Source organism: Phytopseudomonas dryadis, assembly GCF_004327355.1.
In the GTDB taxonomy this organism is placed as follows: Bacteria; Pseudomonadota; Gammaproteobacteria; order Pseudomonadales; family Pseudomonadaceae; genus Aquipseudomonas; species Aquipseudomonas dryadis.
In genome coordinates this window covers 107275-128811 of the sequence record NZ_QJUM01000009.1, presented here as the reverse complement: position 1 = coordinate 128811, position 21537 = coordinate 107275, and the positions used below count along the sequence as shown (strand labels likewise).

22 protein-coding genes and 1 tRNA gene are annotated in these 21537 nt (G+C 65.4%); 10 read left to right on the top strand and 13 right to left on the bottom strand.

All coding sequences use genetic code 11. The features are described from left to right. Window positions 1-258 precede the first annotated feature (258 nt). Window positions 259-2184 carry a transglycosylase SLT domain-containing protein gene (locus DNK34_RS09840; protein WP_131173755.1) on the top strand — a complete coding sequence of 642 codons (1926 nt, stop codon included), beginning with the start codon at window positions 259-261 and terminating at the stop codon, window positions 2182-2184. A 283-nt stretch (window positions 2185-2467) separates the two neighbouring features. Here the strand turns inward: DNK34_RS09840 and DNK34_RS09835 are convergent, their stop codons facing one another. The 5 genes from DNK34_RS09835 to moaB all read right to left on the bottom strand — a co-directional run bounded on the left by DNK34_RS09835 (window position 2468) and on the right by moaB (window position 7264). Beyond that, window positions 2468-3268, bottom strand: a complete 801-nt coding sequence (locus DNK34_RS09835) for an MOSC domain-containing protein (RefSeq protein WP_131173756.1) — start codon at window positions 3266-3268, stop codon at window positions 2468-2470. A gap of 76 nt (window positions 3269-3344) precedes the next feature. After that, on the bottom strand, window positions 3345-4274 hold the full coding sequence (locus DNK34_RS09830; RefSeq protein ID WP_131173757.1) for a chemotaxis protein CheV: 930 nt from the start codon (window positions 4272-4274) through the stop codon (window positions 3345-3347). 75 nt (window positions 4275-4349) lie between these two features. Next, entirely contained in the window at window positions 4350-5276 is a 927-nt protein-coding gene (gene yegS / locus DNK34_RS09825) for a lipid kinase YegS (protein WP_131173758.1), read from the bottom strand. 243 nt (window positions 5277-5519) lie between these two features. After that, entirely contained in the window at window positions 5520-6728 is a 1209-nt protein-coding gene (locus DNK34_RS09820) for a molybdopterin molybdotransferase MoeA (RefSeq protein WP_131173759.1), read from the bottom strand. Further along, the gene (gene moaB, locus DNK34_RS09815) at window positions 6725-7264 is read right to left on the bottom strand and encodes a molybdenum cofactor biosynthesis protein B (RefSeq protein ID WP_131173760.1); all 540 of its coding nucleotides are present in this window, start codon (window positions 7262-7264) and stop codon (window positions 6725-6727) included. Before moaB ends, DNK34_RS09820 begins: the two co-directional genes overlap by 4 nt. 69 nt (window positions 7265-7333) lie before the next feature. On the opposite strand from moaB, the gene mobA reads away from it, so the two are divergent. The 4 genes from mobA to DNK34_RS09795 all read left to right on the top strand — a co-directional run bounded on the left by mobA (window position 7334) and on the right by DNK34_RS09795 (window position 9459). Beyond that, window positions 7334-7957, top strand: coding sequence for a molybdenum cofactor guanylyltransferase MobA (gene mobA / locus DNK34_RS09810; RefSeq protein ID WP_131173761.1), 624 nt, complete (start codon window positions 7334-7336; stop codon window positions 7955-7957). Window positions 7958-8014: 57 nt separating this feature from the next. Next, complete coding sequence (locus DNK34_RS09805; RefSeq protein ID WP_131173762.1) at window positions 8015-8236, top strand: YgdI/YgdR family lipoprotein; 222 nt, start codon at window positions 8015-8017, stop codon at window positions 8234-8236. A 119-nt stretch (window positions 8237-8355) separates the two neighbouring features. Continuing rightward, window positions 8356-8432, top strand: a tRNA-Pro gene (locus DNK34_RS09800). Window positions 8433-8775: 343 nt separating this feature from the next. Further along, on the top strand, window positions 8776-9459 hold the full coding sequence (locus DNK34_RS09795; protein WP_278248864.1) for a LuxR C-terminal-related transcriptional regulator: 684 nt from the start codon (window positions 8776-8778) through the stop codon (window positions 9457-9459). A gap of 10 nt (window positions 9460-9469) precedes the next feature. On the opposite strand, the gene DNK34_RS09790 is transcribed toward DNK34_RS09795, so the two are convergent. From DNK34_RS09790 to DNK34_RS09775, 4 genes are all read right to left on the bottom strand, one after another. Further along, the gene (locus DNK34_RS09790) at window positions 9470-11101 is read right to left on the bottom strand and encodes an ATP-binding response regulator (protein WP_131173763.1); all 1632 of its coding nucleotides are present in this window, start codon (window positions 11099-11101) and stop codon (window positions 9470-9472) included. A gap of 50 nt (window positions 11102-11151) precedes the next feature. Further along, window positions 11152-12036, bottom strand: coding sequence for a chemotaxis protein CheV (locus tag DNK34_RS09785; protein ID WP_131173764.1), 885 nt, complete (start codon window positions 12034-12036; stop codon window positions 11152-11154). Window positions 12037-12338: 302 nt separating this feature from the next. After that, window positions 12339-12581, bottom strand: coding sequence for a glutaredoxin family protein (locus tag DNK34_RS09780; protein WP_131173765.1), 243 nt, complete (start codon window positions 12579-12581; stop codon window positions 12339-12341). A 61-nt stretch (window positions 12582-12642) separates the two neighbouring features. After that, window positions 12643-13776 carry a DUF5610 domain-containing protein gene (locus DNK34_RS09775; protein ID WP_131173766.1) on the bottom strand — a complete coding sequence of 378 codons (1134 nt, stop codon included), beginning with the start codon at window positions 13774-13776 and terminating at the stop codon, window positions 12643-12645. A 566-nt stretch (window positions 13777-14342) separates the two neighbouring features. Between DNK34_RS09775 and DNK34_RS09770 the strand changes: the two genes are divergently transcribed. From DNK34_RS09770 to DNK34_RS09755, 4 genes are read left to right on the top strand one after another with little or no spacing between them, the layout of a single operon-like run. Next, window positions 14343-14672: an ElaB/YgaM/YqjD family protein gene (locus tag DNK34_RS09770; RefSeq protein WP_131173767.1), complete on the top strand. Its 330-nt coding sequence runs from the start codon at window positions 14343-14345 to the stop codon at window positions 14670-14672. A 12-nt stretch (window positions 14673-14684) separates the two neighbouring features. Further along, window positions 14685-15068, top strand: coding sequence for a phage holin family protein (locus DNK34_RS09765; protein ID WP_131173768.1), 384 nt, complete (start codon window positions 14685-14687; stop codon window positions 15066-15068). A gap of 50 nt (window positions 15069-15118) precedes the next feature. Beyond that, window positions 15119-15436 (top strand): hypothetical protein, encoded by a 318-nt coding sequence (locus tag DNK34_RS09760; protein ID WP_242675162.1) that lies wholly within the window; start codon window positions 15119-15121, stop codon window positions 15434-15436. A gap of 59 nt (window positions 15437-15495) precedes the next feature. Next, window positions 15496-16656 (top strand): EAL domain-containing protein, encoded by a 1161-nt coding sequence (locus DNK34_RS09755; protein WP_131173770.1) that lies wholly within the window; start codon window positions 15496-15498, stop codon window positions 16654-16656. A 303-nt stretch (window positions 16657-16959) separates the two neighbouring features. On the opposite strand, the gene DNK34_RS09750 is transcribed toward DNK34_RS09755, so the two are convergent. The 3 genes from DNK34_RS09750 to DNK34_RS09740 are packed head-to-tail and all read right to left on the bottom strand — an operon-like array spanning window position 16960 to window position 18787. Then, window positions 16960-17484 carry a DUF2937 family protein gene (locus DNK34_RS09750; RefSeq protein WP_131173771.1) on the bottom strand — a complete coding sequence of 175 codons (525 nt, stop codon included), beginning with the start codon at window positions 17482-17484 and terminating at the stop codon, window positions 16960-16962. A 43-nt stretch (window positions 17485-17527) separates the two neighbouring features. Continuing rightward, complete coding sequence (locus DNK34_RS09745; protein ID WP_131173772.1) at window positions 17528-18304, bottom strand: class II glutamine amidotransferase; 777 nt, start codon at window positions 18302-18304, stop codon at window positions 17528-17530. A gap of 15 nt (window positions 18305-18319) precedes the next feature. Further along, window positions 18320-18787, bottom strand: a complete 468-nt coding sequence (locus tag DNK34_RS09740) for an MFS transporter (RefSeq protein ID WP_131173773.1) — start codon at window positions 18785-18787, stop codon at window positions 18320-18322. Window positions 18788-18918: 131 nt separating this feature from the next. On the opposite strand from DNK34_RS09740, the gene DNK34_RS09735 reads away from it, so the two are divergent. Next, the gene (locus tag DNK34_RS09735; RefSeq protein ID WP_131173774.1) at window positions 18919-20949 is read left to right on the top strand and encodes a S9 family peptidase; all 2031 of its coding nucleotides are present in this window, start codon (window positions 18919-18921) and stop codon (window positions 20947-20949) included. 27 nt (window positions 20950-20976) lie between these two features. Here DNK34_RS09735 and DNK34_RS09730 read toward each other — a convergent pair whose 3' ends face one another. Then, window positions 20977-21249, bottom strand: coding sequence for a hypothetical protein (locus tag DNK34_RS09730; protein WP_131173775.1), 273 nt, complete (start codon window positions 21247-21249; stop codon window positions 20977-20979). Window positions 21250-21537 lie beyond the last annotated feature (288 nt).

The following is a 21537-nucleotide window of genomic DNA, read 5'->3' as shown; positions in this document are numbered from 1 at the left end:
TGCACCGCCGAGTCTGTCGGACTGTGCGCAGAGGCGCAGACATAAACTGACATGGGCCGATCGCTAACGGTGCTTTCGCCGCGCCCGGGCAAAAGGCTAAGCTAGGAGCCGTTGGCCTTGCCGCGTCAGGCGCGCAAGACACCGTTTGCATAGGTGCCCGTTCGGGCCGCGGTGAAACGCCAACCAAACCCCAGGGCGCATCGGGCGGCCGGCATCGGCCAGATCGCGCTCGCTCACCAGATCACCTCCGGAAGAGCCATGCGCTGTCGTCTGCTAAGCCTGCTGTCCTGCCTGCTTCTCTGCTCCACCGCGGCTTCGCTGGCCCAGGCCGCGACCCTGAGCCAACAACGCCAATACTACGACGAGGCCAAGGCCGCCCTGGCCAAAGGCGACAAGGGCCCCTACCAGCGCTACGCCAGCGCCCTGCGCGACTATCCGCTGGAGCCCTACCTGGCCTATGAGGAACTCACGGCGCGGCTGAAGTGGGCGAGCAACGACGAGATCGAGGCGTTTCTCGCCGCCCACGGCGACCTGCCCCAGGCCAACTGGATGAAACTGCGCTGGCTGCGCTGGCTGGCCGAACGCGGCGAATGGCAGACCTTCGCCAGATACTACGATCCCGGACTCAATTTCACCGAGCTCGACTGCCTCAATGGCCAGTATCAGCTCAACCACGGCCTGACCGCCGAAGGCTATGCCAGCGCCGAGAAACTCTGGCTGGTGGGCAAATCCCAGCCCGAGGCCTGCGACCGCCTGTTCGACCGCTGGGCCGCCGAAGGCCAGCTCACCGAACAGCGCCGCTGGCAACGCACCAAGCTGGCGGCCGAAGCGCGCAACTACGGCCTGGCCAACTTCCTGATCAAGAACCTGCCGACCCTGGGCAACCACGGCAAGCTGCTGGCCGAAGTGGCGCAGAAACCGCAGATCCTCAGCCAGACGGCGCGCTTCATGCCGGCGGACGACGCCATGGGCGATGTCGTCGGCCTGGGCCTGCGCCGGCTCGCCCGCCAGGACCCGGAGCAGGCCCTGCAACTGCTCGAAGGCTATGCCCAGCGCATGCATTTCTCCCAGCAGGAAAAGGTCTCCATCGCCAATGAGATCGGCCTGACCCTGGCCCGGCGCTTCGACGCCCGCGCACTGGACGTCATGGCCAAGTACGACCCCGATCTGCACGACGACACCGTCAGTGAATGGCGCGCGCGCCTGTTGCTGCGCCTGGGCCGCTGGGACGAAGCGCACAAGCTGATCCTGCGCATGCCCGAATCCCTGGCCAGCACCAACCGCTGGCGCTACTGGCAGGCCCGCAGCCTGCAACTGGCGCAACCCAACGGCAACGCCGCCCAGCCACTGTTCCAGAGCCTGGCCAAGGAACGCGACTTCTATGGCTTCATGGCCGCCGACCAGGTCAAGGTGCCTTACCACCTGAACAACGCGCCCCTGGCGGTCAATGCCAGCGTCGTGCAGAAAGTGCGCAACACCGCCGGCATCCGCCGCGCCATGGAATTCCACGATCGCGGCCAGATCGTCGACGGCCGCCGCGAGTGGTACCACGCCAGCCGCCAGTTCAATCGCGACGAGCTGGTTGCCCAGGCGCGCCTGGCCTACGACATGGAGTGGTATTTCCCGGCCATCCGCACCATCAGCCAGGCCCAGTACTGGGACGATCTGGACGTGCGCTTCCCCATGGCCCACCGCGAGCCGCTGACCGCCGAAGCGAAGAAACGCGGCCTGCACTCCAGCTGGGTGTTCGCCATCACGCGCCAGGAAAGCGCTTTCATGGCCGATGCCAAGTCCCACGCCGGGGCCATGGGCCTGATGCAGGTGATGCCGGCCACGGCCAAGGAAACCGCGCGCAAGTTCGGCATTCCCCTGACCAATCCCAACAACGCCCTGCTGCCCAGCGTCAACATCCAGCTCGGCGCCGCCTACCTGAGCCAGATCTACGGCCAGTTCAACGGCAACCGGGTGCTGGCCTCGGCCGCCTACAACGCCGGCCCCGGCCGCGTGCGCCAGTGGCTGCGCGGCGCCGATCATCTGGCCTACGACGTCTGGGTGGAGAACATCCCCTTCAACGAGACCCGCCAGTACGTGCAGAACGTGCTGTCCTACGCGGTGATCTATGGCGACAAGCTCAATGCGCCGCAACCGCTGGTGGCCTGGCACGAGCGTTACTTCGACCAATGAAGCAGCGGCAAGCTGCAAGCCTCAAGCGGCAAGCTGAACATGCCAGTCAGCGCGCAAAACGGCGGCTTGCCCTGTTCCCGCAGGAACCGCGACCCCGCGGCGAATGGCGGCCACACCACGGACTCTGCGCGATGGCCACCATCGCATCGCGTCGAGGTCGACGCTCCTACACGGTAGGCGGTTTGCCGATCTTCCGTAGGCGCCCTGCCTCTGATCGGCATCAGGCACAATGCCGGTGCTTTTGCTTTTGCTTGAAGCTTATGGCTTGTAGCTTACTTACGGCTTACTCCAGCACCTCGACCTGCATGCCCTCGCGCAGTTCGCCGCTGCCGTGGTTGATCAGGTTCTGGCCGAAGAACACCTCGCCCTCGCGCTGGCGATAGGTGCGCAAGGTGGTCAGCGGTTCGCGGTCGGCGCTACGTTCGCCGGTCCGTGGGTCGATGGTGATGAGGATGCAGCGTGAACAGCCCTTGGCGACACTGAACTCGACAGCGCCGATACGGATGCGCTTCCACTCGTCCTCGGCATAGGGCGCACTGCCCTGCACCACCAGGTTGGGCCTGAAACGCAGCATTTCCAGGGGCCGCCCGACCCGGGCGATCAGGTCATCCAGCGAGGCCTGGCCGATCAGCAGCAGCGGAAAGCCATCGGCGAAACCGACCCTTTCCTCGCCCGTCACGTTGCCGTCGATAAAGCGCGCCCGCTCGGCCGGCACATGCACCAGGCGGCAGGCCTTGCCCATGAAGGCGCTGAGCCAGGCCGCGGCCTCGTCACCGGCATCCGGCACGCGCATGCTGTCGCGCCAGATGATCACGCCACGCAACGCCTGATCGGGAGCGGGCAGCGCCACCTCCAGCGTCGGCATGGCGGGCGCCGCCAGGGTCAGCCCGCCCGACGGACTCCAGCGGGCCTGCAACTGGCTCATGCGCGGGAAGGCACGCTGGGTGATGAAACGGCCATTGTCGGCATCCACCAGCATCCAGCGCCGGTCGCCGACCACCCCGAGGCCGTCGAGCTGCAGGCTCGGCAATCGCTCGCCGACGGCGGACTTGAGGGGGAAGCGATAGAGCGAGGCAAGGTGCATGGCCGGCGTCCTGAAGCGAAACAGCGGTTATACGTAAACCGCTGTGAACCCTCAAGCCCGGCGCCTGCGGCACGGATCAATCGGCGTCGAGCAGCAAGCGTTCGCGGATCACGTCGACCAGTTTGTCCGGCTGGAACTTGGACAGGAAGTTGTCGCAGCCGACCTTTTTCACCATGGCCTCGTTGAAGCTGCCGGACAGGGAGGTGTGCAGCACCACGTAGAGCCCCTTGAGGCGTGGGTCCTGGCGGATCTCGGTGGTCAGGCGGTAACCGTCCATTTCCGGCATCTCGGCATCGGTGAAGACCATCAGCAGCTTGTCGGTCATCAGGTTGCCGGCATCGGCCCATTTCTTGAGCATCTGCAGGCCCTTGAGGCCATCGGTGGCCACGTGCATCTTCATCCCCAGTTGCGACAGGGTGTCACGCAATTGCGCCAGGGCCACGCTGGAGTCGTCGACCAGCAGCACTTCGCGACCACGGGCCTTCTCCAGTACCGGGTCGGCCAGCCGCTCGCTGGAGATGCGCGCGTTGTAGGGCACGATTTCGGCCAGCACCTTCTCCACGTCGATGATCTCCACCAACTGCTCTTCGACCTTGGTGATGGCCGTCAGGTAATGCTGACGACCCGCCCCGCCGGGTGGCGGCAGAATGGATTCCCAGTTGAGGTTGAGGATGCGGTCCACCCCGCCAACCAGAAAGGCCTGCACCGAGCGGTTGTATTCGGTGACGATGATGGTGCTGCGCTCGTCCGGCACGATCGGACGCATGCCGATGGCCTGCGACAGGTCGATGACCGGCAGCGTCTGCCCCCGCAGGTTGACCACGCCGCAGACGAAGCGGTGCCGATGGGGCATCAGCGTCAGCTTGGGCATCTGCAGCACTTCCTGAACCTTGAACACGTTGATCGCGAACAGTTGCCGACCGGCCAGGCGGAACATGAGGATCTCCAGGCGGTTTTCCCCCACCAACTGCGTCCGCTGATCCACTGTGTCGAGAATGCCAGCCATGGTGCGCTCCTGTGATGCGTCGAGTTCAAGCTGCTGATGCGAGGCTATCGGCCAGTCGCGACTTTACTGAAGGCGTCATGGCTCCTGGCCATCTTGCACCAGCGCCCGCCGCGACACCAGCGGCGAATCGCCGGGCAGGTGCACGCGCAGCACCCCCGGGCGGGCACGGAAGCGCATGCTGTGGCCCGTTCGTGGCTCGCCATCGAGGTTCAGATCCAGGCCTTCCGGCGCCTCGATCTGCAGCCAGGGCAGACGAGCGCTGACCGACACCCCCTCGACCCCTTTCAGGCCACCGGAAAACAGCGTGCTCAAGGTGCCGACCACATCCTGAGCCGCCGGCACGATGCACACGTCGAGCAGGCCATCGTCGACCCGCGCCTGCGGGCACAACACATGGCCGCCACCGGCCTGGCGGCCATTGCCGATGCCCAGGGCAAGAAATTCGCCCTCCCAGGCAAAATCCGGCCCACTGAAGCGACCGAACGCCGAACGCACGTCGGCGAAACGGCTCAGCCCGGTCAGCAGATAGGCCGCCCCCCCGAGCACGCGCTTGAGGTCTTCCGGCGTACTGGCGGTGACTGTGGAACCGAAGCCGCCAGTGGCCATGTTGAGAAACAGCTGGCCATCGACCTCGCCCAGATCGATGGCGCGAGCGGGAGTCTCGAGCAGCGCCAGCGCCTGCCGCGGCGCGACCGGCACCCCGGCGGCCATGGCGAAATCGTTGGCGGTGCCGAGCGGCAGCAGGGCCAGGCTGGCATCCGTCTGTGCCTGCGCCATAGCCTCGGCCACATCGCGCAGGGTGCCATCGCCACCGCCGGCGATCAGCGTCGGATAGCCCGCCTGCAAGGCCTCCGCGACCAGGCGCTGGGCATCGCCGGGCTCCCAGGTGAGGCGCACGGCCAGCTCCCAACCGCGCTCGCGCTGCGCCCTGACCGCCGCTCTCACCTCCTCGTTGAGTGCCTGCTTGCCATGAAGAATCAACAGCGCTCTACGCTCTTGCATATAGGTTTCCCTGGTTCGGGGTTGGAAAAACAATATTCTGCCCATGCAGACAGTGGATAGCGGCATTCGTCCTGCTCGACGAATCGATATCGGGCCAGAGGCATGGCCGGGATGAAACGCTGGCAGCCCTACCCCACCTGCTGCACAGCGAACTGGCGGTACCTGATACCGCCAGCGACCCGGGCCTCAGCGACGCACGCCCCTTTCAGCGCGGCTGCAAGGCCTTGGGGCGGATGCCGGGCATCAGCCGAGCAGCTCGCTCAGTGGAATGAAGCGCAGGCTGTCGCCCTCTTCCAGGGTGGTGCCCTCCAGTACCTCGGCCAGGCCCTCGGCCCAGGCGGCGCTGCGCAACACCCCGGAACTCTGGTTCGGATAGGCCACCACGCGCCCCTTGTCCAGGCGCGCACGCAGGTATTCACGACGCTTGCCGGCCTTCGCCCAGGTGAAGCCGGCCGGCACCGGGAAACCCAGCGGCTCGACCCGTTCGACGCCGAGGCGGCGCAACAGGTACGGGCGGGCCAGCAAACCGAAGGTCACCAGGGTGGAGGCCGGGTTACCCGGCAGACCGATCACCGGCCGACCACGAAACTCGCCGAAGGTCAGCGGCTTGCCCGGCTTGATCGCCAGCTTCCACAGCGCCAGCTCGCCCTCCTCACGCAAGGCGATGCCGAGAAAATCCGCCTCGCCCACCGATACGCCACCGGTGGAAAGGATCAGATCGGCGTCGTGCAAGGCGCCCAAGGCGGCGCGAGTCAGCGCGAGGTCATCGGCGAGGATGCCGGCGTCGATCACCTCGCAACCCAGGCGCTGCAACCAGGCGATCAGCAGGCGCCGGTTGCTGTTGTAGATCTGCCCGGCGGCCAGGGGCTGCCCTGGCTCGACCAGTTCGTCGCCAGTGGAGAGCACCGCCACGCGCGGCTTGCGCCGTACCGTCAGTTCGGCCATGCCGATCGATGCCGCCAACCCCAGTTCCACCGGCCCCAGGCGTGTCCCGGCCGGCAGCAGGGTTTCGCCCTTGCGGTTCTCCTGTCCCTGGGGACGCACGTTCTGAGCGAGCCGCAACGGCTCGCTGAAGGTGATGCGCCCGTCGGCTTCGACCACGACGTTCTCCTGCATCTCCACGCTATCGGCGCCGGCGGGCAAGGGGGCGCCGGTGAAGATTCGCGCACAGGTACCCGGTTCCAGTGCCTGCGGCGCGCAGCCGGCGAGGATGCGCTGACTCACGGGCAAGGGCTCGCCCTGCCAGTCGCCCAGGCGCAGGGCATAACCGTCCATGGCACTGTTCGGCCAGGGCGGCAGATCCAGCCCGGCGATCATCGGCTCGGCCAGCACGCGGCCGTCGGCAGCGGCCAGGCCGACCCGCTCCAGACCATCGATGGGGGCCGCCTCGGCCAACGCCAGCAAACGCGCCTGGGCGACCTCCAGCGGCATCAGCGTCTCGCCAGCGTTCATCCGCGGCTCTCGCAGGGTGCGGCGAGCTTGAGATGCGGCACGAAATTGCAAGGGCGATGCCGAGCGTCCAGTTGCTCGGCGAGAATCCCGTCCCAGCCGGTGCGGCAGGCATTGGTCGAACCCGGCAGGCAGCACACCAGAGTGCCATTGGCCAGGCCCGCCAAGGCGCGGGACTGAAGGGTCGAGGTGCCGATATCGGCCACGGATATCTGCCGGAACAGCTCGCCGAACCCGTCCACCTGCTTGTCCAGCAGGCAGGCCACGGCTTCGGGCGTGCTGTCGCGGCCGGTGAAGCCGGTGCCGCCGGTGATCAGCACCACCTGCACCACGTCCTCGGCGATCCAGCTGGCGACCTGGGCGCGGATCTTGTAGAGATCGTCCTTGAGCAGCACCCGCTCGGCCAGGTTGTGGCCGGCCGCGCGCAGGCGATCGACGAACAGCTGTCCAGAGGTATCGGTTTCCAGGGTGCGCGTGTCGCTGACGGTCAGAACGGCGATATTCAGCGGCACGAACAGCGTCTCGGCCTTGTGGCTCATGGCAGGCTTCCAGTTGTCGTGAACAATGGCCGGTGTTATACCACAGCCCTACCGCCGGAGACGCCCGCCATGCCTATCGTTGCCGCCCCCAGGACCTGCTCGGTACTGCTGCTCGCGGGCGGGCGCGGGCAGCGCATGGGCGGGCGCGACAAGGGCCTGGTGCACTGGCGCGGCCGGCCCCTGATCGCCTGGCTGCATGACCTGGTACGGCCCCTCACCGATGACCTGATCGTTTCCTGCAATCGCAACCTGGCGGCCTATGCCGACTACGCCGATCGCCTGGTCAGCGACGACAACGACGACTTCCCCGGCCCGCTGGCCGGCATTCGTGCCGGGCTGCACGCCGCCCGTCATGCACAGTTGCTGGTACTGCCGTGCGATGCGCCGAAACTCGATACGCCACTGCTCGACGGGCTGCTGGCGCTGGCCGGAACCCGCCCGGTCATGGTCACTCAGGGCGGCCACTGGGAACCCCTGTTCGCGGTCATTCCCAGGAACCTGCTGGCGTCGCTGGAGCAGGCCTGGCAGGCGGGGCAGCGCAGCCCGCAACGCTGGCTGCGCGATCACCAGCCGCTGGCGCTGGCATGCGAGCCAGGCGATCCGCGCCTGGCCAACATCAATACGCCGCAGTTGCTCGAACAGGACGGGCGTGCGGACAGCGGCAACAGGACGCACAAAAGTGGCGGAACTTGAGCCGATCGCGCTCGTCATAGCCTGAGTACACATAAAGCCCCATTAAGGAGACACGTCATGAAGCAACGGACTATCGCCGCATTCTTGCTGGCCTTCGGCCTGGTCGCCCTGGCCGGTTGTTCCACTCCGTCGGTGATCACATTGAACGATGGCCGCGAGATTCAGACAGTGGATCGTCCGGACTTCGACGATGAGACCGGCTTCTACGAATTCGAACAACTTGACGGCAAACGCACCAAGGTCAACAAGGATCAGGTACGTACCGTCAAGGAGCTCTAAGCGCTCCTGGGCCAGGCGGGCGCCTGCACCGCCCGCCACCCGCTCGATTCGCTTCAGCCGAAATTTTTTTAGCCTAACCCCTTGTGCTGCAAAACTTTTTCAGTACAATTTGGCGCATTCGGAGTGTAGCGCAGCTTGGTAGCGCGTCTCGTTCGGGACGAGAAGGTCGCAGGTTCGAATCCTGTCTCTCCGACCAAATCCCTTCGATGGAGATGCCCCAGGGTATCGAAAATCGACAGAAGCCCGCTTTCAAGCGGGCTTTTTTGTGGCCGCCAGGCACCACGGAAACCGCTCTCGGCAATGTCCTGCGGCGGCCATGCGGCCGCTCAGGCTGGCGACCGCCCATCGAAAAAAGCGGCTCGCCGCGGATCGGTGGCGCAAACTCCCATTGCCTCTCAGTTCAACCGATGCTGCGTGGTCGATGCTGTTCTGCGCCAGTGCGCGATCTTGCTAAGATCACCAGCCCGGATGCTCCACAATACAAAATCGAGCAAAGCATCTGCGTCCGCATGCGGGCGTCCGACTGAAGCGAGACAGCCGTGTCCTCTACCGTTGCGCCCAATACCCCTGCCCTGCCGCGTCGCGAACGCGTGATAGTCGCTGACGACCACCCGTTGTTTCGCGACGGCATGCTGCGCATCGTCCAACGCATCATGCCGGACGCCGAGATCGTCGAGGCGGCCAGCCTCGACGAAGTATTGCTGCTTGCCCGGGCACCACAGGCGCCGGATATGCTGGTGCTCGACCTGCTGTTTCCCGGCTGCGAAGGGGCTGCCAGCGTGGCCGGCCTGCGCCAGGAATTTCACCGCACCTCCCTCGTCGTGGTATCGATGGTCGACGACCAGCAGGTGATAGGCGAGGTCATGGCGGCCGGTGCCGATGGCTTCATCAGCAAGGCGGCGACCCCGGATGCGATAGGCCAAGCCCTCCTGCAGGTGCGCAACGGCGAGTTCGTGACCCTGTACGGCTCATCCGGCGTGCGTAGCGGCTATGAGTCGCAGGAACAGCTCACGCCACGCCAGCAGGATGTGCTGCGTCTGCTCGTCGAAGGGCTTTCAAACAAGGAAATCGCCAGGCAGCTGGATATTTCCCCCTTCACCGTGCGCATCCACGTTTCGGCCCTGCTGCGCACACTGAACGTCAGCAGCCGGGCCGCGGCAGCGGCCAAGGGCGCGCAGAAGCTGTTCCGGCTGAGCCTGGGCACGCACAGCGGCGAATCCTGAGGCGCGCCGCTCAGTCGACCGCCGCCTTCAGTTGCAGACGCAGGCTGCTCAACAACGAACGCAACTCCGCAGGCCGCACCGGCTTGGCCAGCACCGGCACGTCCACATCACCCACCCGCTGCTGAACCGCCACGACATCGTGACCGGTCATGACCAGCGCCGGCACCCGCCGGCCGCTCAGTTCGCGCAGGTAATCGATGCAATCGGCACCGGAGGCCCCGCTGCCGAGATCGAAATCGGTGATGACCAGATCGCAGGGCACGTTCGCCGACGGGATCGAGGTGGCCGTACTCACCTGACAACCCCATTTTTCCAACAGGGTGGCGGTCGCGGCCAGTACATTGCGGTCATCCTCGATCAGCAATACATGCAAGCCATCGAGCGGAGTGGGCGGCTGGCTGCGAGGGCTCCCGAGCGTTTTCATCTCGGCGGCAACCAGTTGCAAGCCCTCGATGGAGACACGGGTTCCCCGACCCAGGCGGGAACGAATGGATACCTGCAAGCCGGCAAGTCCGGCCAGACGCCTGACGATCGTCAGGCCCAGACCCAGCCCTTCGATATCCCTGTCGCGGTCTTCCCGAACCCGGTAGAACTCCTCGAACACCTTGTCCAGCTGCGACTCGGCGATTCCCCTGCCGCGATCATGGACCTCGACCGCCAGCGCCCCCCGACGCCGACGGCAACCGATCAGCACCTCGCTGCCCTGGGCATATTTGAGGGCATTGGAAACCAGGTTCTGCAGCATGATGCCGAGCAGATGCGGATCGGTGCTCACCCGGCAACGGGTGCGATGTACACGCAGGGTCACGCCGGCCCAACGCGCCGCCTCGGCGTGCTGCTGCAGCAGATCGTCGATCAGCCCCTGCAACTCGACGGTTTCGCACTGCGCCACGACCTTGCCGTTGTCCAGCGTGTAGATATCGAGAATCGAGCGGAACAACTGCGTCACGCTGTGCAGCGACTTGTCGATGTTCTCCACCATGCGCTGCTCCTGCGGGCCCAGTTGGGCATCGCGCAGGCAGGCGGTGAACAGACTGATGGAATGGATCGGCTGGCGCAGGTCGTGGCTGGCCTGGGCGAGGAAACGCGACTTGGCCAGGTTGGCCGCCCTCGCCTCCTGTACGGCCTCACGGCTGCGCTTGAGCAGGATGTAGGCGTAGGCCGGCACCAGCACGGTGGTGATCACCAGGGTCAGCACCCAGTGCACTTCACGGTGCAGGTAGGGGCTCATCCAGGTGATCACGCCAATGGAAACCAGCGCCATGGCCGTGGCCGCCAGCAGATAGCGGGTGCCGAAGCGCATGCCATTGCCCACCGTGACCCACAGCAGCAAACCGTACAACGGCAACAGAGGCTCGCCGCCAGCGATCATCGCCACGCAGATGGCGAAGTAATCGCAGCTCATGGCGAACACCCGGCGCCCGACGAAGACGCCCGGGCGCCGGGAGATACGAATGAACAGTACCGCGGCCACCAGCAGGAACAGAACGATATCGGCCAGGATGATGAGGAACTGCGAAAGCGCTACGGCGCCCATCAGCAATACCACCACGACGTAGACGACAGCGCTGGAAGACACCAGCAAGCGTACCAGCGCCTGGGATCGCTCCACGTCCTTCACTGCGCCCAGTATCCTGGCCATCGTCTTACCTTGATTGGCGAAGCCTCCGGGCCGTGCTATCGCCCGGCGCCTCAGGCCAGGGTCTGGAAGGCACGCACGATGGCCTTGCTCAGATCCACGGTGGAGAACTTGGTCAACACGTCGTTGGCACCGACCGCACGGGCCTTCTCGGTATTCATGGTGCTGTCGAGCGAGGTGTGCAGCAGCACGTAGGTCTGGCCTATGGCGCTATCCTTGCGGATCTGCTGCACCAGGGTGTAGCCGTCCATCTCCGGCATCTCGATGTCCGACACCAGCACCTCGATCGGCTGGCCGGCCTGCTGCGCCCCCTGCAACAGCTCCAGCGCACTGGCGGCGCTGCGCACGGCCTGACAGTCCAGATCGAGCTTGCGCAGGGTGATCAGGGTCTGCTGCAGCGCCACATGGGAGTCATCCACCACCAACACACGGCGGCCCTGCAACAGCTGTCGTTCGTCAGGGCTGAGCAGTTGCTCATCGACCTCCTCGACGGCGGCCGGAGCGATCTCGTGCAGCACTTTTTCGATGTCGAGGATCTGCACGATGGTGCCGTCGATCTGCGTCACCCCGGTGATGAAGGCCCGGGTACCGGAGCCCGGCGGTGGCGGACGTACGTCGCGCGTCGAACACTGCACGATGCGCTCGACGCTCTGCACGTGCAGTCCCTGGCGCGAACGACTGACTTCGGTGACGATCAGGCAGCCATCCTGACTATCGCCGCCACCGCGTTCGCCGATCGCCCGCGCCAGGTCGATGACGGTCAGCGCCGCGCCGCGCAAGGTCGCCACGCCACGCACATGGGGATGGCGATTGGGCAGGCGGGTCAGCGCCGGACAGGGAATGATCTCATTGACCTTGAGCAGGTTGATGCCGAGCAGACGGCCACTGTGCAGACGGAACAGCAGCAGGGACAAGGTATCCCCCAGCACGACACTCATTGAAATCACTCCCCTTCACACTTGCCAGCAAAGAATTGCAGCACACCGGACGACGCCGGAATCATTATTGGTTTGATCTGCGAACGCAGCTCAGCTTAGCCAGCCGTTGAAAAACTACCTGCGTTGCCATCGCGGCGTTGAAAACAGGCTCGTGTGCGAGCCCAGTCCGTTTTGACTCACTTCGTTCGCCCTGCGGGCCAGCCTTCGGCTGTTACTCCGCTGCGCTACGTTTCGCCGGGGGCGCCTAGCCTGTTTTTGCGGGGCCGCCATCGGTATTGCGCTGGCTGCCTCGCTAACGTTTTTCAATAGCCTGTCAGAAATGCCGCCACCTGGGGCGCCTCGAATGGCCAGGCCAGCTCAGCACCGGTATCGGTGCGCAACAATACCGGAATCAGCAGCGCATAGCGCTCCAGCCACTCTTCACGGTCGGCGATGTCCACCAGCTCGACCAGCAGTCCACGCTCGACGAATGGCATCAGCACCGCCTCGGCCTGCTCGCACAGGTGACAACCGAGGGTACCGAACAAACGACATTCAGGGAGCATGATCCAGGCCTCCGCGACTCAGGAAGGCGGAAGTCTAGCATCCGCCCGCCCCCGCTCGCACTCAGGCCCCCGCCGAATCCTCCGCGGCCTTGGGCGCCAAGGTCGACGACAGTATGCCTTGCAGGCCCTCGAGCAGGCGCCCGTTGAGCTGCTCGGCCTTGTCCAGGCGCGCCGTATCGAAACGCTCATCCAGGGAGAAACCACCCTTGAGCAGATCCTGCAGCAGCCCCTTGCCGTCATTGCTCAGGCCATCGGCACTGCGCAACGCATCGAGCAGGGCCTGGGCATAATCCATCAGCGCACCACTCACCGCGCTGGCGGACTGTCCGCCCTGCTGGGAAACCGAGCTGTAGGCATCCGTGGCCTGACGCACACTGGTCTGGGTGAGACGCAGGGACATGGATGCCAGCTGCGAGCCATCCATGTCGAGCGCCATGGCCCGGTCGAAGGCGCCTGAGAGGTCACCGGAATAGAAGGCGTTGGACAAGTCCTGCACCTGGGTGAAGAGTTTTTCCAGGGCGGCACGTTCATCGTCATCCAGCTCGCCGTCGACCTCCACCTGCCAGGCACCGATCTGCACGCTGCCGGACTGGCTGCTCAGCGCGCCCTTGCCATCCACCGCCGCGCTCGACCAGTTGGCCGACGCCTGGGCGATGGAAACCCGCAGGCGATCGCCGTCACGGGTGGTGATGGACAATTCGAAGCTTTCCGCCACCGCCGCGAAGCGCCCGCCCGCGGCCGTCACGCCAGCGCCGCTGCCCGCAGCGGGAGTACCGCCATAGAGCTTGTCCAGTCCGGCAAAACCGTCCTGGATGCGTTGGTAGGTCTCGTCGATATCGGCAGCGACCTTGCCTTGCAGAACGCCCAGGCCGTCGAGAATCTTGCGCGCCTCGTCGAAGCCCTTCTCCACGCCGGCCCGCGCCTGCTCCAGCAGCGTCTGCAGCTTGGCCGGGTCGGCACCGGCAGCCGCCTCGCTCTGCAGGCGCTGTTCGATGAAGCCGAGTACCCGGCCGGCGACCTTCTCCGGGCTGAAATCGTCACGCTTGGCCGTCAGCGCATCGGCCGGCAATCCCAGCCGCTCGGCCAGCCGGTTGGACAGCGCGGCCTGGGCATCCGCCGCGTTACGGATGGTCGCCTGATTGCCGACCAGCGGGGTGCGGGTGGTCGAGGAGGACAGCGGGAAAGGAGAAGTCATGACAGGTCACCGGAACTGGACATGTGAAGGGTTGACGGCAGCTCCCGGCAAAAGTTTAGCGTCAACCGCCGGCGGATCGACCAGAGGCATCGCCCCCGCTCGGCTCTGGCCGACGACCTCCAGCCAGCCCCGAAACGCAGAAGCGGATGATCCTGAACCCGGTATCGATGTGATCGTTCTAGCGGGCGCATGGGCTGCGGGGCTTTCCATCGGCGAGAAAGACGCGGCCGGCACAACGCACCACAAATGAGCACTGCAAAAAAGCACGCCTCATAATGATGAGCCAATACCGAGCCAGGCTCTTTCATTGCCGGCACCAGGCACCGTTCTGGCGCTTTCAGCACCGTCAACCATTGGAATTTATCTTTATTTATCAAACCATTGGCAATGCACCGGAAATCGCTTGCAAGCACCACGGAAAGGCATTCGGCTGTAAACGCCCCACGAGCCTTGCCTACAGCCACGCCTGACCCGCGACACGCAGAGCAGCGCAGATAGACTGAACCTGACCAACCACCGACCACTCGAACCCTTGACACCGCCTTCCCCCTACAGGAGAACGATCCATGGCACGCACACTTTCTTCCCTATCCAGCACGCCCGCGAGCAAAGAAGAACTGCTCGAAGAATTCCAGGCCCTGGTACGCGATACCGAAACCCTGCTGCAGCATTCGGCCAGTCTGGTCGGCGATCAGGCCGAGGAACTGCGCACGCAGATCCGCAGCAGCCTGGGCCGCGCCCGCTCCACCCTGAAGAACGCGGAAGAGACGGTGGTCGAGCGCGGCAAGGCAGCCGTAGGCGCCACCGAGGACTATGTGCAGACACATCCGTGGCAAACCATCGGAATCGCTGCGGGAATCGGCCTGCTCATTGGTATGCTTATCACCCGACGTTGACCGAGACACGACATGGAAGCCAGCCAGACCCCACCGCCTCCCAGCCGCGGCCCTTCGCCGCGGCGTCTGGCCGGCGCCCTGCTCGGCCTGATTCACGGCCATGCCGCCCTGTTCAGTGAAGAGCTCAAGGAACAACAGGCGAGAACCCTGTCGTTGCTGGTGCTGACCGGCCTGAGCCTGGTGTTCGCCCTGTTGCTGGTCATCGCCCTCTCGGCCGCCCTGCTGATCATCTTCTGGGACAACCGCTTGCTGGTCATCGGCTTGCTGTGCCTGTTCTACGCATTGGGACTGGCGCTCTGCGCGATCAACCTGATTCAGCGCCTGCGCCATGCCCCTGCCCCTTTCAGTGCCAGCCTCGAAGAACTGGCGCGCGACCGCGAGCAGTTGCTGCCATGAACCCGCCGCCTCTTTCGTCCAAGTCGTCCCCTCGGGAACTGCGCAAGGCCATGCTGCGCATGCGCCTGGAAATGCACCGCCAGGAGCTGCGCCACGAAACCCTGGTGATGCTGCAGCCGCTGCACAAGGCACAGGATTTCGGCCGTCACTGGCGCACGGAGCTGAAAAACAGCAACGCACCGTTATGGATCACCGGCGGCGCCTTTCTCATGGCTCTGGTGGGACTGCGCGGCGGTCACTGGCGGCGCTGGCTGCGCATCGCGCTGATCGCCTTTCCGGTGCTGAGAAAACGCCCTGCGCGAGCGGATCGCGGCAAAGAGACGAGCAAACCGAGCGATACCGCGGACACTGGCCACGATCTTGCTTAGTTGAGCGGCTTGCTGCGTTTACGCAGTATTACCGTTCTCTTTGACTAAGGATGTGTTCGGTGCTCGACGGTCAACCGCTAGCCGTCTTTCAACCCTTTATCGACACTGCCACCGGCCAGATAGCCGGCGTCGAGGCGCTTGCCCGGCTGCGCGACAAGGACGGTCGCCTGCATTCGGCCGGGCCTTTGTTCGCCGACCCGAAAACGCCGCCGGCCGCCTTGCGGCGCCTGGACCGACAGATACGCGAACAGGCCCTGAGACGTTTTCACGCGGCCCCGCAGCAGTGGTTTCTCAGCCTCAATATTTCGCCGCGCTGGATCAGCCGCCTGCGCCCCGAGCAGCCATTGCCCAGCCTCAAGCAACTCGAGCGCAGCGGTATCGATCCCAGGCGCATCGTCTTCGAAATCACCGAACTGGGTGGCGCCAGCCAGCGCCTGCCCGGCGTCGTGGCCCGGTACCGCGAGGCCGGGGCACGCATCGCCATCGACGACTTCGGTGCCGGCTACTCGCAACTCGACCGGGTACTGGCCCTGCAACCCGACATCCTCAAGCTGGACATGCGCCTGTTCCAGGAAGCGGCGCGCGGCGGCCCCAGTGGCGAGGTGGTCAAGGCCCTGGCCCAGATGGCGGAGAAGACCGGCTGCTGGATCATCGCCGAAGGCGTGGAGACGGAAGCCGAGCTGGATTTCGCCCTGGAGTGCGGCGCGCGCTATGTACAGGGTTATCTGTTCGCGCAACCGGAACAGACGTTCTTCCACAACGATGCCTTCGTCAAACGCTTCGCCCAGTTGCGCGACCGCTACGTCCAGCAAAAGCTGGCCGAACGTGTCCGGTTGATGGGGCTGCGCCGACAACTCGGCGAACTGTTCGGCCAACTGAGGACCTGGATAACCAGCGGATCAGCGGACGATCTGCCGGCACCTGGTCCCTACCCCTGGCTGCTGCGCCTCTATCAGTGCGACCGCCATGGCACCCAGATCAGCCCCAACCTGGAGTGGCGTGACGGCGGTTGGTGCGCCGACACCCGCTACGTAGGCCACAACTGGTCGTGGCGCCCGTACTTCTACCAGTTGCTCGCCGAAGGCTGGGAGGAGCGCCGGCTGATCCTGTCCAGCACCTACCGCGACGCCACCAGCAACCAGTACTGCCTGACCGCCGGCCAGTTCATCGACAACGGCAAGCGCCTGCTGCTGGTGGATATCGACGCCAATGGGCTCTAGGGTCTCTGTTGACGTTTCAGCACGACCGCGCCGGAGCCCGTTTTGCCGCGAGGCAAGGCACGAGCCGCGAAGTTTGGCGGGCCAAATGAGCCGGCGAGAAACGCCGCATCGCGGCAAAACGGGCCTGGCCCTTCGGGTTGCGCGGGAAATCTCGCCATGCGTCGTTGGAGGACTTGGCAAGGGAACAACCATTACCGGCGTCCTCCGCCTAGCCTGGCGAGATTTCTCGCGGCAACGCGGTTTGCGCTGAAACGTCAACAGACCCTAGGGCCTGTTGCCGACACGGGCGTGCCCGGGAAGCCGCTAACGCCAGTGGCGCTCCGGCGCTGTCCGGCGGCGCCTGCCGACGAAAGGCATCGACAGCAGCACCAGCAGGCCTTCGACCAGCCAGGCCAGCAGCAAGGCGCTGACGATGCCCCAGGCGATGGCCTCGGGGGCCAGCAGCACCTGGTAGCGATAGGCGCCGTAGGTCTCCTTCAGCAGCGTGCTGTCCGCCGCCGTGCCGAGGTGCCAGATCTGCCGATACCAGGGGCCCTGCATGGCCTGCCACTCGTTTTCCAGCAGCTCGGCACGCTCGACGAGGTAGGCGACGCTCTGCGCATCGCTCTGCATCACCGCATCGCTGCTGGCCCGGTAGTGGCCGACCAGCGCCTGCAGATCGCCGTCGAAAAAGCGCCGGGCGGTTTCGCGGAACCCTCTCAGGCTCTGCTCGGACTCGAGGCGGTGGGCCTCCACGCGCTTGCTGTAGTCGTCGATGAATCCCGGCACCTGAACGCCGACCAGCAGGCCCAGGGCGAACAACGCCAGGCGCAGATAACTTCTAAACATCCATCCCTCACTACCCGTCGCCGGGTGTCGCTGCCTGTGGCCATCAGTTGGCGGTGCCCTGGGCGATACATTCGCCGCTGCGCCACAGCCGCCACTCGCCGGGCTGGTAGAGCGTCCATCGTTCGTTGTCGGTCAGGGGCTCGGTGGCCAGCACCGAGACCACGTCCTTGGGCGTGGTCTCGGCGTGAAAATCCACACTCATGTCGGCATCACGCAAATGCGCCGGGCCGAACGGTGCCCGTCGGGTGATGTGGGCCAGCTTGCTGGAACAGAAACTGAACAGCCAGTCGCCATCGCTGAGCAGGCAGTTGAACACGCCCTGTTGTCGATAGGCAGCGCAAGCGACAACCAGTTCCGGCAACAGCACCTCCACCGGCACCGCCTCGGGAAAGGCCGTGCGCAGGCGGTTGAGCAGGTCGCAGAAGGCCGCTTCGCTATCGGTATCGCCGATGGCCCGGTAGAAACCCAGCGGCGGGCGGAAGTCGGCGAGCTGGCCGTTATGGGCGAAACACCAGTTGCGCCCCCACATTTCCCGGACGAAGGGATGGGTGTTGGCCAGGCACACACGGCCGACGTTGGCCTGACGGATATGGCCGATCACCACTTCGCTCTTGATCGGGTAGCGCTGTACCAGCTGTGCCACTTCCGATTCGCTGCTCGCCCGCGGGTCCTGGAACAGGCGCAGGCCACGCCCCTCGTAGAAACCGATGCCCCAGCCGTCACGGTGCGGGCCGGTGCGCCCGCCGCGCTGCATCAGCCCGGTGAAGCTGAAGACGATGTCGGTGGGCACGTTGGCACTCATGCCGAGCAGTTCACACATGATCCGGCTCTCGCTTCACAGACGTGGCTCGACCCGCAGCCCAGGTGAGCGGCGCGGTTCCTGGCGCGTGTCGCGGTCGTCGTGCAGGCGCTCGCGCAGGGTCAGTTCACTGTCCGCGTCGCCCTCTTCCCGGGCCGCCTTGCGCGCCCTCGACGCACGCTCCAGCGGCCAGCGAATGGCCACGAACAGCAGATAGAGCGCGAAAGCGATCAGCCCGTACATGGCCAGATCCGCCACCGCGCGCCAGGCGTTGTTGCCGACATGGAAGATCAGGTCAAGGGCGACGATCGCCAGCGCCGGGGCGAACAGTTCCCTGGCCGGGTCGACGATGGTCGGGCAGAACAGCAGGATGGCCACCAGCAGGCGCAGCGGCTCGCGCAGGTAACGCCACATCCAGCGAGTCAGGCGCAGCCACACCAGCAGGCAGCCCAGCGCGGCGATGGCATAGGCGCCCCAGGCGAGAAGATAGTCGTTTTCGATCATGTGGAGGGTGGTTCCCTTGCTAAACGGGGCCAGCGCGCCGGCGCGGGGCCTGAATTTTCCGGCGGCCAGCTGGCGACAAGGGGCTTATGATAACGGCTTTTTAGCGACCCTGCCGTTCTTGGAGCTCCGCCATGCCCACTGCCCCCATCGCCCGCAAAGACCCCGGCGCCGACCCCTACCGCTGGCTCGAGGCCCGCGACAGCGCCGAGGTGCTCAGCCACCTCGAAGCGGAAAACCGCTACGTGGAAAGCCAGCTGGCCGATCAGGCCGAACTGCGCGAACGCCTGTTCCAGGAAATCAAGGGGCGCATCCGCGAGACCGACCTGTCGCTGCCAACGCCCTGGGGCGATTACCTCTACTACCAGCGCACCACCGCCGGCGACGAGTACCCGCGACATTACCGCTGCCCGCGCCCGGCCAGCGGCAGCCTGGAGATCGACAGCAGCGCCGAGCACCTGCTGCTCGACCCCAACGCCCTGGCAGATGGCGGCTTCCTGGCCCTCGGCGCCTTCAGCATCAGCCCGGATCAACAGCGCCTGGCCTACAGCCTGGATGACAGCGGCGACGAGATCTACCAGTTGTTCGTCAAGGACCTGGTCAGCGACGCCGTCCAGGCACTGCCGTTCGACAACTGCGATGGCAGCATGACCTGGGCCAACGACAGCCGGACCCTGTTCTATGGCGAACTGGACGACAGCCATCGCCCGTACAAGCTGCACCGCTACCGCCTCGGCGATGAGTGCGCCGAAGAAGTGTTCCACGAAAGCGATGGCCGCTTCTTCCTCAGTTGCTACCGGGCCAGTTCGGAACGCCAGTTGATACTGCTGCTGGGCAGCAAGACCACCAGCGAGGCCTGGGTGCTGGACGCCGACACGCCGCGCCAGGCCTTCACCTGCCTGGCGCCACGCGAGGACGGCCACGAGTATTACGCCGATCACGGCAAGCTCGACGGCCAATGGGCCTGGCTGATCCGCAGCAACCAGGCGGGTATCAATTTCGCCCTGTACAGCGCCAGCGAACCGGCCCCGCAACGAGCGCACTGGCAGGAACTGGTGGCCCACGACGAACGGGTCATGCTGGAGGGCGTCAGCCTCAGCGACAGCGCCCTGGTGCTCAGCCTGCGCGAAGGCGGCCTGCCGCTCATCGAGGTTCGCCCCCAGGGCCGGGTCGCCTATCGACTCAGCCTGCCGGATGCCGCGTACAGCCTGTATGCCCAGGACAACCTGGAATTCACCAGCCCGGTGATCCGTCTGCGCTACGAGGCGCTCAACCGCCCGGCACAGATTCGCCAGCTGGAACTGGCCAGCGACACCCAGCAGATTCTCAAGGAAACCCCGGTGCTCGGCCCGTTCGACGCCGACGCCTATATCAGCCAGCGCCTCTGGGCAACCGCGGCCGATGGCACCCAGGTACCGATCAGCCTGGTCGCCAAACGCGGCGTCCTGGATCGCCCCGCGCCCTTGTATCTGTATGGCTACGGTGCCTACGGCGAGAGCCTCGACCCGTGGTTTTCCCATGCCCGCCTGAGCCTGCTCGAGCGCGGCTTCGTCTTCGCCGTGGCCCATGTCCGCGGCGGCGGCGAACTGGGCGAGGCCTGGTACCGCGCCGGCAAGCTGGAGCACAAGCAGAACAGTTTCGACGACTTCATCGCCTGCGCCGAACACCTCATCGATCAGGGCTTCACCCGTGCCGATCGCCTGGTCATCAGCGGTGGCAGCGCCGGTGGCCTGCTGATCGGCGCCACCCTCAACCAGCGCCCGGAGCTGTTCGCCGCGGCCATCGCCGAAGTGCCCTTCGTCGATGTGCTCAACACCATGCTCAATCCGGACCTGCCGCTGACCGTCACCGAATACGACGAATGGGGCGATCCGCGCCAGGCCGAGGTACAGGTGCGGATCAAGGCCTATGCACCCTACGAGAACGTCAGGGCGCAGCGCTATCCGGCCATTCTCGCCGTGGCCGGTTACAACGACAGCCGCGTGCAGTACTGGGAGGCCGCCAAGTGGGTGGCCCGCCTGCGCGAACTGAAGAGCGACGACAACCTGCTCCTGCTCAAGACCGACCTCGGCGCCGGCCATGGCGGCATGAGCGGCCGCTACCAGGCGCTGCGCGATACCGCCCTGGAATATGCCTTCCTGCTCAAGGTGCTTGACCTGGGGTAATCCGCCGCCTGTCGCCAGTCATCCGGTTCAATGATCCTGATGATCCTGATGATCCTGCGGCGCCTGCTCTTGCTGCTCTTGCTGGCGCTGCGATGCGGCGTCGGCAGCCTCGGTCGACCCATCGTTGTCACGGCCATCGCGAATCACCGGCGGAGTATCGGGATCCACGGTCGATGGATCGGGCACTGCGGGGGTCTGCACGGTAGCCGGGGGTTGCGCGGGAGACGGCTGTTCCTGCTGGGCAAGGGCGATGCCGGCGAACGACAGCAGGCTCAACAGCATCAGGGTGGACTTGCGCATACTTGGCACTCCGGTGATCGATGGGCATGCTGCTTTGGGCATCGTGCGGCTGAGCAAGTGCGAACTGATTCGGCAGGAAGGTTTTTGTAGGCGCAAGGGCGCCTACAAAAAGAGCGGCAAACCGCCGCCTGCGTAGGAGCGTCGACCTCGGCGCGATGCGAGGGTGGCCATTCAGCAAAATTGCTGGTGCGCCCAGCAATCGCCGCGGGGTCGCGGCTCCTACAAGAGCCTGGGCAAAACGTCGTTTTGCGGGCCACATGCTTAACTGACTGGTATCAGGCAGCGCCG

What these genes read in the sequence shown, in the direction of transcription:
- DNK34_RS09840 (WP_131173755.1), top strand. Translation starts at nt 259, where the DNA reads ATGCGCTGTCGTCTGCTAAGCCTGCTGTCCTGCCTGCTTCTCTGCTCC.
- DNK34_RS09835 (WP_131173756.1), bottom strand. Translation starts at nt 3,268, where the DNA reads ATGCACCTTGCCTCGCTCTATCGCTTCCCCCTCAAGTCCGCCGTCGGC.
- DNK34_RS09830 (WP_131173757.1), bottom strand. Translation starts at nt 4,274, where the DNA reads ATGGCTGGCATTCTCGACACAGTGGATCAGCGGACGCAGTTGGTGGGG.
- yegS (WP_131173758.1), bottom strand. Translation starts at nt 5,276, where the DNA reads ATGCAAGAGCGTAGAGCGCTGTTGATTCTTCATGGCAAGCAGGCACTC.
- DNK34_RS09820 (WP_131173759.1), bottom strand. Translation starts at nt 6,728, where the DNA reads ATGAACGCTGGCGAGACGCTGATGCCGCTGGAGGTCGCCCAGGCGCGT.
- moaB (WP_131173760.1), bottom strand. Translation starts at nt 7,264, where the DNA reads ATGAGCCACAAGGCCGAGACGCTGTTCGTGCCGCTGAATATCGCCGTT.
- mobA (WP_131173761.1), top strand. Translation starts at nt 7,334, where the DNA reads ATGCCTATCGTTGCCGCCCCCAGGACCTGCTCGGTACTGCTGCTCGCG.
- DNK34_RS09805 (WP_131173762.1), top strand. Translation starts at nt 8,015, where the DNA reads ATGAAGCAACGGACTATCGCCGCATTCTTGCTGGCCTTCGGCCTGGTC.
- DNK34_RS09790 (WP_131173763.1), bottom strand. Translation starts at nt 11,101, where the DNA reads ATGGCCAGGATACTGGGCGCAGTGAAGGACGTGGAGCGATCCCAGGCG.
- DNK34_RS09785 (WP_131173764.1), bottom strand. Translation starts at nt 12,036, where the DNA reads ATGAGTGTCGTGCTGGGGGATACCTTGTCCCTGCTGCTGTTCCGTCTG.
- DNK34_RS09780 (WP_131173765.1), bottom strand. Translation starts at nt 12,581, where the DNA reads ATGCTCCCTGAATGTCGTTTGTTCGGTACCCTCGGTTGTCACCTGTGC.
- DNK34_RS09775 (WP_131173766.1), bottom strand. Translation starts at nt 13,776, where the DNA reads ATGACTTCTCCTTTCCCGCTGTCCTCCTCGACCACCCGCACCCCGCTG.
- DNK34_RS09770 (WP_131173767.1), top strand. Translation starts at nt 14,343, where the DNA reads ATGGCACGCACACTTTCTTCCCTATCCAGCACGCCCGCGAGCAAAGAA.
- DNK34_RS09765 (WP_131173768.1), top strand. Translation starts at nt 14,685, where the DNA reads ATGGAAGCCAGCCAGACCCCACCGCCTCCCAGCCGCGGCCCTTCGCCG.
- DNK34_RS09760 (WP_242675162.1), top strand. Translation starts at nt 15,119, where the DNA reads ATGCTGCGCATGCGCCTGGAAATGCACCGCCAGGAGCTGCGCCACGAA.
- DNK34_RS09750 (WP_131173771.1), bottom strand. Translation starts at nt 17,484, where the DNA reads ATGTTTAGAAGTTATCTGCGCCTGGCGTTGTTCGCCCTGGGCCTGCTG.
- DNK34_RS09745 (WP_131173772.1), bottom strand. Translation starts at nt 18,304, where the DNA reads ATGTGTGAACTGCTCGGCATGAGTGCCAACGTGCCCACCGACATCGTC.
- DNK34_RS09740 (WP_131173773.1), bottom strand. Translation starts at nt 18,787, where the DNA reads ATGATCGAAAACGACTATCTTCTCGCCTGGGGCGCCTATGCCATCGCC.
- DNK34_RS09735 (WP_131173774.1), top strand. Translation starts at nt 18,919, where the DNA reads ATGCCCACTGCCCCCATCGCCCGCAAAGACCCCGGCGCCGACCCCTAC.
- DNK34_RS09730 (WP_131173775.1), bottom strand. Translation starts at nt 21,249, where the DNA reads ATGCGCAAGTCCACCCTGATGCTGTTGAGCCTGCTGTCGTTCGCCGGC.